The sequence below is a fragment of the aff. Roholtiella sp. LEGE 12411 genome (genome assembly GCF_015206995.1).
Classification (GTDB): Bacteria; Cyanobacteriota; Cyanobacteriia; order Cyanobacteriales; family Nostocaceae; genus Komarekiella.
Map to the genome: position 1 here is coordinate 1 of NZ_JADEXR010000214.1, position 8,138 is coordinate 8,138.

7 protein-coding genes are annotated in these 8,138 nt (G+C 43.2%); 3 read left to right on the plus strand and 4 right to left on the minus strand.

Going from position 1 to position 8,138, the window contains the following annotated elements:
• Together IQ246_RS27460 and IQ246_RS27465 are read right to left on the minus strand one after the other, a co-directional pair.
• The coding region (locus IQ246_RS27460; RefSeq protein ID WP_194006455.1) for a serine/threonine-protein kinase at nt 1-1,546 on the minus strand (1,546 nt) is incomplete at its 3' end.
• A 201-nt stretch (nt 1,547-1,747) separates the two neighbouring features.
• Entirely contained in the window at nt 1,748-2,848 is a 1,101-nt protein-coding gene (locus IQ246_RS27465; RefSeq protein WP_194006456.1) for a GTP-binding protein, read from the minus strand.
• A gap of 139 nt (nt 2,849-2,987) precedes the next feature.
• Between IQ246_RS27465 and cysS the strand changes: the two genes are divergently transcribed.
• From cysS to IQ246_RS27480, 3 genes are all read left to right on the plus strand, one after another.
• Nucleotides 2,988-4,448, plus strand: coding sequence for a cysteine--tRNA ligase (gene cysS, locus IQ246_RS27470; RefSeq protein ID WP_194006457.1), 1,461 nt, complete (start codon nt 2,988-2,990; stop codon nt 4,446-4,448).
• A gap of 18 nt (nt 4,449-4,466) precedes the next feature.
• Nucleotides 4,467-5,906 (plus strand): TldD/PmbA family protein, encoded by a 1,440-nt coding sequence (locus IQ246_RS27475; RefSeq protein ID WP_194006458.1) that lies wholly within the window; start codon nt 4,467-4,469, stop codon nt 5,904-5,906.
• A gap of 100 nt (nt 5,907-6,006) precedes the next feature.
• Nucleotides 6,007-7,353: a TldD/PmbA family protein gene (locus IQ246_RS27480; protein WP_194006459.1), complete on the plus strand. Its 1,347-nt coding sequence runs from the start codon at nt 6,007-6,009 to the stop codon at nt 7,351-7,353.
• 271 nt (nt 7,354-7,624) lie between these two features.
• On the opposite strand, the gene IQ246_RS30010 is transcribed toward IQ246_RS27480, so the two are convergent.
• Both IQ246_RS30010 and IQ246_RS27490 read right to left on the minus strand, forming a co-directional pair.
• Nucleotides 7,625-7,825 (minus strand): Ycf66 family protein, encoded by a 201-nt coding sequence (locus IQ246_RS30010; protein WP_370588556.1) that lies wholly within the window; start codon nt 7,823-7,825, stop codon nt 7,625-7,627.
• Between the two features lie 219 nt (nt 7,826-8,044).
• The coding region (locus IQ246_RS27490) for a transposase (RefSeq protein ID WP_194006460.1) at nt 8,045-8,138 on the minus strand (94 nt) is incomplete at its 5' end.

An 8,138-nucleotide genomic window follows, 5' to 3' on the forward strand; every position in this document is an offset into this window, starting at 1 on the left:
CCATCGCCCCAGCCATCGCCCTAACTATAGCCCCCTCCAAAGCCACAGTCCAAGCCCTCATCCCACCCACAGCCACAGTTACAGCCACAGTTACAGCCACAGCCACAGCCCAAGCCACAACCCCAGCCCAAGCCACAGCCCAAGCCACAGCCCAAGCCACAGCCCCAGCCACGGCCACAGCCCCAGCCCCAACTATAACCCCAGCCAAAGCCCCAACCCCAGCCCTAACTATAGCCCCCTCCACAGCTCCAGCCACAGCCCCAACTATAACCCCAACTATAACCCCAGCCCCAGTCCCAGCCGTAGCTACAGAAAAAGATGTAGACCAAGATATCATCACAGCAAGTAACAACACACGAGCTAGCCCCGCATAAGGCACTTTTCGCCTCTCAATCGGCAGAGGAGCTGTCTGGACTCGAATAGTCAAATATTGAATTTCTGAATATGCATTTGTATGCAGATGTAACTGACGTTTATACAACTTATCAGCCATCAGCTTGCTAGTATCTACTCGAATCCGACACACAGTATTGCGGACAAACTTCGCGGGTTCCACTCGAATCCAAGGGTGGGAGTGTGGGGTATGTGGTGGGTCTTTTTGATGAGGCGCGACTTCCCATCTCCCTTCCAGTACTGTGTCAGGTATGGGGTTTTCTACAGTGACAGTTTGCGTCACATTTTCACCCAACCGAGTTGCTGTGAACTCCAGCACTGATTGACTTAACTCAACTCCCGGTACGCGGATCAGATCAAGCGGTGTCAAAGCTTCAAGCGCCGTTTGTGCATTGGCAAAACGGTCTGTGAGCCGGGGTTTTACCATCAACTCTAGCCAGTTAATAAAGCGCGGACTCAGCCGTGGTAGTAAATGCCGGAAATTGATGAAATAAGGGTTATTATTATCAGTTAACGCCTGAATCGCACTTGAAGGAGTACCTGTGAGTAGACAAATCAGCGTTGCACCCAAACCATAAAGGTCAGAAGCTAACGTCGGCTGACGCATTTGCTCAGGTGGCATAAAACCAGGAGTGCCTTTAAATACACTACTCCCAGCTACTGACTGAGTTCCAATACGGCTCATCCCAAAGTCAATCAGATAGACATTGAGTTGGTCATCCACTAAAATATTCTCTGGTTTAATATCGCGATGGATGACTGGAGGAATACGATTTTGCAAATAAACCAAAATCGAGAGTGCTTTAATGGCAATTTGCTTAATTTCCTCTTCTTGAAAGCTGCGCTCAACTGCCAAAGTTGGAGCGTTTTTATATTCTTGAATTAAACAAAAGCCATCAACAGTTGACAATGCACCTAAATACTGGGGAATACCAGGGTGATTGAGTCCCTGTAGTACTTGAATTTCCCGTTCATGGGCGCTAAAAGCTGACCAATTAGAACCAGCGATTGCAAAGCAGAACTGCTTCAATACCACCGGACGCTCTGTATTTAAGTCTAATGCTAACCATGTAATTCTTCCCCCTTCTCGATTTCGTCCTAGTTCTTTGATGACTTGATAGCCTTGTGGGGAAAAATTTGGATAGCTACACATAGTCGAATTGGAGAAGGTTTTCTTACTTAATTTACTATGTTTCTTCTGTGGCTGATATCTGACGACAAGGCTTGCGGCCTATGCGTGGGGTAAGTAGACTCTCGGTTTTTATTCAGATTATAGATGATCAAGCTACTGGGAGAACTCATTCCCAGGTGAAACCTGGGAATGAGTACAAAACTACAGGCTAACTGCTAATAGCTATTTTCCAAAACCTTTACCGCGATTACTGGAAGGGAGACAGATACAGTTTTCCATCTGAGTAATTAAAGTCTCACGATCTAGATTTTGACCAATCAGCACGATTTGGTTTTTTGGTTCACCTGGCCACTCCTCATCATCTAAAGTAAAGCGTTTGCCGCAAAGGTGGAAAATATGACGCTTGGAACTTTCATCAAACCACATAATTCCCTTCGCCCGGAAGATATTTGATGACAGCTGGTTATCTAAGAAATATTGAAACTTCTTAATAGAAAAGGGTTTATCACTTTGGAAAGATATTGAAGTGAAGCCATCATTTTCTAAATGGTCGGAATGATGGTGGTCATGGTCGTGATGCTCATGATGCTCGTGACCACAATTTGAGTGGTCATGGTCATGGTCATGGTCATGAGCATGATGCTCGTGCTCATCTTTTACAGTGTCAAAATACTTATCAGATTCAAACAGACCAACACTGAGAATTAAGGGGAGTGGTATTTGCGATCGCGTGGTGCGGAGAATTCTCGCTCCTTCCTTAACTTCGTTAATTTTTCTTTCTAAATCATTCAAAGTGGCTTCATCAACCAAATCAGCCTTATTCAGTAGAATTACATCACCATAGGCAATTTGACTGTATGCTGCTTCAGAGTTGAACAAATCTAGGCTGTAATTTGCCGCGTCTACTACAGTAATAATCGAATCCAAACGAGTTAAATCCCGTAATTCTGTACCCAGAAATGTCAGCGCAACTGGCAGCGGATCTGCAAGTCCAGTTGTTTCTACTACCAGGTAATCTAGATTCTCTTGACGTTCTAAAACTTTGTAAACCGCATCTACTAAATCATTATTAATGGTGCAGCAAATACAACCATTATTTAGCTCCACCATGTTCTCACCAGTGGAGACAATTAACTCGTTGTCAATGCCAATTTCACCAAATTCATTGACTAAAACAGCAGTTTTCAAACCCTGCTGATTGTTGAGAATGTGATTGAGTAAAGTAGTCTTGCCGCTACCAAGAAACCCAGTAATAATTGTTACTGGCATCCCTTGTTTTGGGGTATCCATTGCTTGAGATTCGGGTGTAACTGCTGATTGCATAGCGCTGTTATCAAAAAAGTCAAAATAATTAGGGTGTAGCGCAGATAGTCCAGAAAACACTAGCATAGGGATGCTGGAGTGTCATTCCAGCTGCTTTACTTTATTATTGCGTATCTCCCTATTTCAGCATTACTCTGTTATGACCCTAACTCTTTACAATACTCTCACCCGTCATCAGAAGCCGTTTGAAACAGTCGAACCGGGCAAGGTTAAGATGTATTACTGCGGCGTGACGGTTTATGACTACTGCCATTTGGGTCATGCTAGAGCTTGCATTGTTTGGGATGTCGTACGTCGATACCTCCAGTTTATCGGCTATGAAGTCCGTTATATCCAAAATTTTACTGATATTGATGATAAGATTCTCAATCGAGCGCGGCAAGAACATTCATCGATGGAGGCTGTCGCCGATCGCTTTATCAAGGCATATTTTGAGGATATGGCACGGCTGGGGATTAAAGAAGCCGATGAGTATCCCCGTGCTACTCACACGATGAATGGCATTCAGCGGCTAATTCATGATTTGGAAAAGAAAGGCTTTGCTTACCCTTCCAACGGAGATGTTTATTATGCCGTGCGGCAGTTTTCTGAGTATGGTAAACTTTCCGGGCGCAGATTAGAAGACATGCAAGCTGGTGCTAGTGGGCGGGTGGACGCAGAAGACCCAGAGTATCAAAAGAAGAGAGACAAAGTTGATTTTGCTTTGTGGAAGGCGGCAAAATCAGGTGAACCTGCTTGGGAATCACCTTGGGGTGCAGGTCGTCCAGGGTGGCATATCGAATGCTCGGCGATGGTGCGCGATCGCTTGGGTGATACTATAGACATTCATGCAGGCGGAGAAGATTTAATTTTTCCTCACCATGAAAATGAAATTGCCCAATCTGAGGCTGTAACAGGAAAACCCCTAGCTCGTTACTGGTTGCATAACGGCATGGTGAAGGTAAATGGTGATAAGATGTCCAAATCTTTGGGTAACTTTACCACCATTCGCGACTTACTAAATAGAGGAGTTGAACCGATGGCGCTGCGGTTGTTTGTGCTGCAAGCGCAATATCGTACACCTATTGATTTTACCGATGAAGCGATCGCAGATAAGACGAACGCTTGGCATACGCTCAAAGAAGGTTTGCTTTTTGGCTATCAACATGGCAAACAACTAGGCTGGGGACTGGGGACTGGGGCGATTCCAGTATCCAATCCCTACATTGAACGCTTCCAAGAAGCTGTAAATGACGACTTTAATTTTCCTGGTGGGTTAACAGTGCTGTTTGAATTAGCCAAACAACTGCGCCGGGAGGGGCATATTCTCGTCCATCAAGGGAAAACCGAAACACCAGCAGATGATTTAAAAATACAGTGGCAAACACTCGTCACTTTAGCTGAAGTTTTGGGTTTAGAAGCGAAAATAGAAGCCCAAATTCCTGTGGATGATGGCTTAAGTGATACGGAGATTGAGGATTTAATTCAACAACGGCAAGCGGCGAGGAAAGCTAGAAATTTTGCCGAAGCTGATCACATTCGTAATCAATTACAAGCACAAGGCATTAACTTAATTGATAGTACTGATGGTACTCGCTTCATTAGAAACAAAGATTCTTAATTTTTAATTTATTTAATTATGTGGCATGAACTCGCAAAAGCGATCGCTAGTTTCAATATTCCTGCTGATTGGATCGGTATCAGAGCTGTAAAGGAAACTTCCACTACTCGTAATGTTCGTGACAGTTTACCTCAGTCTAACGGCAAATCCTTTACTGTAGGAGCCATGCTAGAAGTCCTAGTCAATGGCTGTCTGGGTTATGCAGCTACTAACTCTTTAGAACTGCCATCCCTTCAAGCTGCTGCTCAAACAGCGTATAAACAGGCACTAACTGCCAGTGAATGGTGGATACATCCCTTCCGCCAGAGTGAGCGGCCTAAAGTCGTTGGTGAATATCACTCTCCATTTCTACAGCCATTGGATGGTCTAAGTCCTGGCGAAATTAACGATTTACTAGTTCGCGTTTGTCAGCAATTGAAAGTTGACGACAAGATTGTACAAACCACAGCCAGTGCCAGTACCACTGAAAGAGAGTCGTGGTTTGTCAGCAGCAATGGCTCAGAGGTCTATCAAAAAGTTTTATCTATAGGTACTCATTACAGTGCCACTGCCCAAGATGGAGGAAGCGTACAACAACGTACCAACAACGGCTGGCAGGCAAACTGTTACCAAGGTGGACTAGAACTTTTACAACAAGAAGACTTATGGCATCGAGTGCAGCAAGTTGGCAAACAAGCAGTAGAACTGTTGACAGCAGAAGAATGCCCAACCATGCCTACTAATTTAGTTTTAGCCCCAGACCAAATGATGCTGCAAATCCATGAAAGTGTCGGGCATCCTCTAGAAATTGACCGCATCTTGGGAGATGAGCGCAACTACGCTGGGGGCAGCTTTGTCAACAAAAGTGATTTTGGCAACCTAGTATACGGTTCACCGCTGATGAACATTACCTTTGATCCCACCGTAGATGGCGAATTTGCCAGCTACGGCTTTGATGATACAGGTGCTGTGGCAACACGGGAGTATTTGATCAAAGAAGGTATACTCCAGCGGGGTTTAGGCTCTTTAGAGAGTCAAGCAAGAGCAGGTATACCTGGGGTTGCTTGTGCTCGTGCTTCCTCATGGAATCGACCAGCTATTGATCGCATGGCTAACTTAAATTTAGAGCCAGGGAACGCCACCTTTAATGAAATCATCGGTGGGATAGAACATGGTGTTTACATGGAATCCAATCGATCTTGGTCAATTGACGATCGCCGCTATAAATTCCAATTTGGTTGTGAATACGCCAAATTAATTGAAAACGGTAAACTCACTAAAACCCTGCGTAATCCCAATTATCGCGCAACAACACCAGAGTTTTGGCACAGCTTAATTCAAGTAGGAGATGCCTCTAACTGGCAAATGTATGGTACTGCTTGCTGTGGTAAAGGAGAACCAAATCAGGCAATTTGGGTAGGACACGGTTCACCCGTTTGTGTATTTGCTAACGTTGAAGTTTTCGGCGGAGGAAGTTGAAAGAGTCAAGGGTCAAGAGTTACCAATTATCCCCCACTCCTCCACTCCCCCACTTCCCCACTCCCCACTTTCCCTATTCCCACTGTCTCTATAAATGTTCATGAAAATTGAGGAATTATCTGCTTTAGAAGTAAGCTTTAATCAACTGATTGAAACTCTACTAATCAAAACGGTAGAAAGTGAACACTTTACTGTGAAACTGAGCAGTGAACGGAGTCAGTTTACTCGTTTCAATCATGCGAAAGTTAGACAAACTGGCTGTGTGGCTGATGGTTGGATAGAACTGACTTTGATGAAAAATCAGCGCAGCAGTTTTCGGCAGTTTCCTTTTACTGGAAGTTGGGACGTAGATTGGCAGCTAGGATATAAAGCTTTACAAGAACTACGTGAAGAACTTCCTTTATTGCCCATGGATCCCTATCTAGTTTTGCCATCAGGAAACAACACCAGTCGGGAAGTGTATCCTGGGAAATTATTAGCAGCAGAAGTGGTAGTACCAACTGTGCTAGAACTGGTTGCTAAATTGGATTTTACTGGTATATATGCTGGGGGATTAGTAGTTAAAGCTTATGGTGATTCTAGCGGTCAGAAGCACTGGTTTGCCACCGATTGTTTTACCTTAGATTATTCTTTATTCACCACCTCTGGACAAGCTGTTAAAGGTACGTTTACTGGGAGTAATTGGGATGTGGCTGCTTATGTAGCCAAAATTGGCGAAGCAAAACAGCAATTAGAAATGCTTTCTCGGCCGGCTAAAGAATTACCACGAGGACATTACAAAACTTATTTTGCACCTGCTGCTGTTGCGGATTTATTAATGATGCTTTCTTGGGGAGCCGTGAGCGAAGCTGATATTCAACAAGGAAACAGTGCTTTAGCTGCTCTATGGCGTCAAGAAAAACAACTTTCTCCAGCATTTAATTTGAAAGAAAACTTTCAGCGGGGGTTAGTACCGCGATTTAATGAATTAGGAGAAATGACCGCAGTGGAGTTAAGTGTAATAGAAAAAGGATTTCTAATAAATACTTTAGTAAATTCTCGTACAGCCAAGGAATATCAAAAAATTGCTAATGGTGCTAATGGTTCAGAAACGTTACGTGCGCCAGAAGTGAGTCCGGGAAATTTAGTCTTTGAGCAAATTCTTCCAAGTTTGGATACAGGTTTGTATGTATCGAATTTGCATTACCTGAATTGGAGCGATCGCCCCACTGGTAGAATCACAGGTATGACCCGTTATGCTTGTTTTTGGGTAGAAAACGGAGAAATTATCGCCCCTATCGAAAATTTGCGTTTTGATGAAAGTCTCTATCGCTTCTGGGGAGAAAACCTCATAAATTTGACTAGTTTTCAGGAATTCATTCCTGAAGTAGGAACATACGAAGGTCGTCAACTTGGAGGTAGCTTAGTTCCTGGTATATTGGTGGAAGATTTCACATACACTTTGTAGTAAAATAATTTGACTAATCAAGAATCTCAAAGCTTCAAGTACTAGCTATTATCCACATCTTTTCAATCTCCCGCTGCGTTGCTATCTCGCTTAGGAATCAATTTCAAAGCTAATAGCTATATGTTGAAACAGACTCAATTTAGTTAATTAGAGCCTATATCTAAAACTTATATTCATAGTTAGCGATTTATCGCTCTGCGTAAGGTTTTAAAAGGCTAGTGCTGACTATAAGTTTTGATCTAAGCTTGATGAAAGTATCCTAATTTTAAAATTATCTATTTCTGTAAACTGCATTAATTACAATATCTTTGATAGTTAGGTAAATAATTAATAGCAATAAGAGAAATTGCTCAAACTGAAGAATTGGATCTAGACGCCAGCCTTGAAACAATAAAATAAACCCACATAATAACAATATAATAGGCGTAAATATCACTTGGATAAGGTAAAGTACTAAACCCGGATTTCTCACAAGCGAGAAAAAAACACTTGGACGAGCAAACTTTAAGATGATTTAATTGATACATCATTAAGTTAGATGAATGAGCAGCACAAACTCCGATCCCATCTCAGCCCATACCAGCGGCTGCCATCATCGGGATAGTGGGCAGGTTGAAAACGACGTGAATGACGACGGCGGTTCAGACCGAGGTTTTGATGACCGAAAAAATGGGATTCAAGCCCCGTCCTTCTAGGACGGCTTTTCTTGATTTCTAATATATTCTTTAAGAACTTCTAGCGGCGCACCCCCTGCCGAAATAGCAAAATAACTCGGACTCCACAAA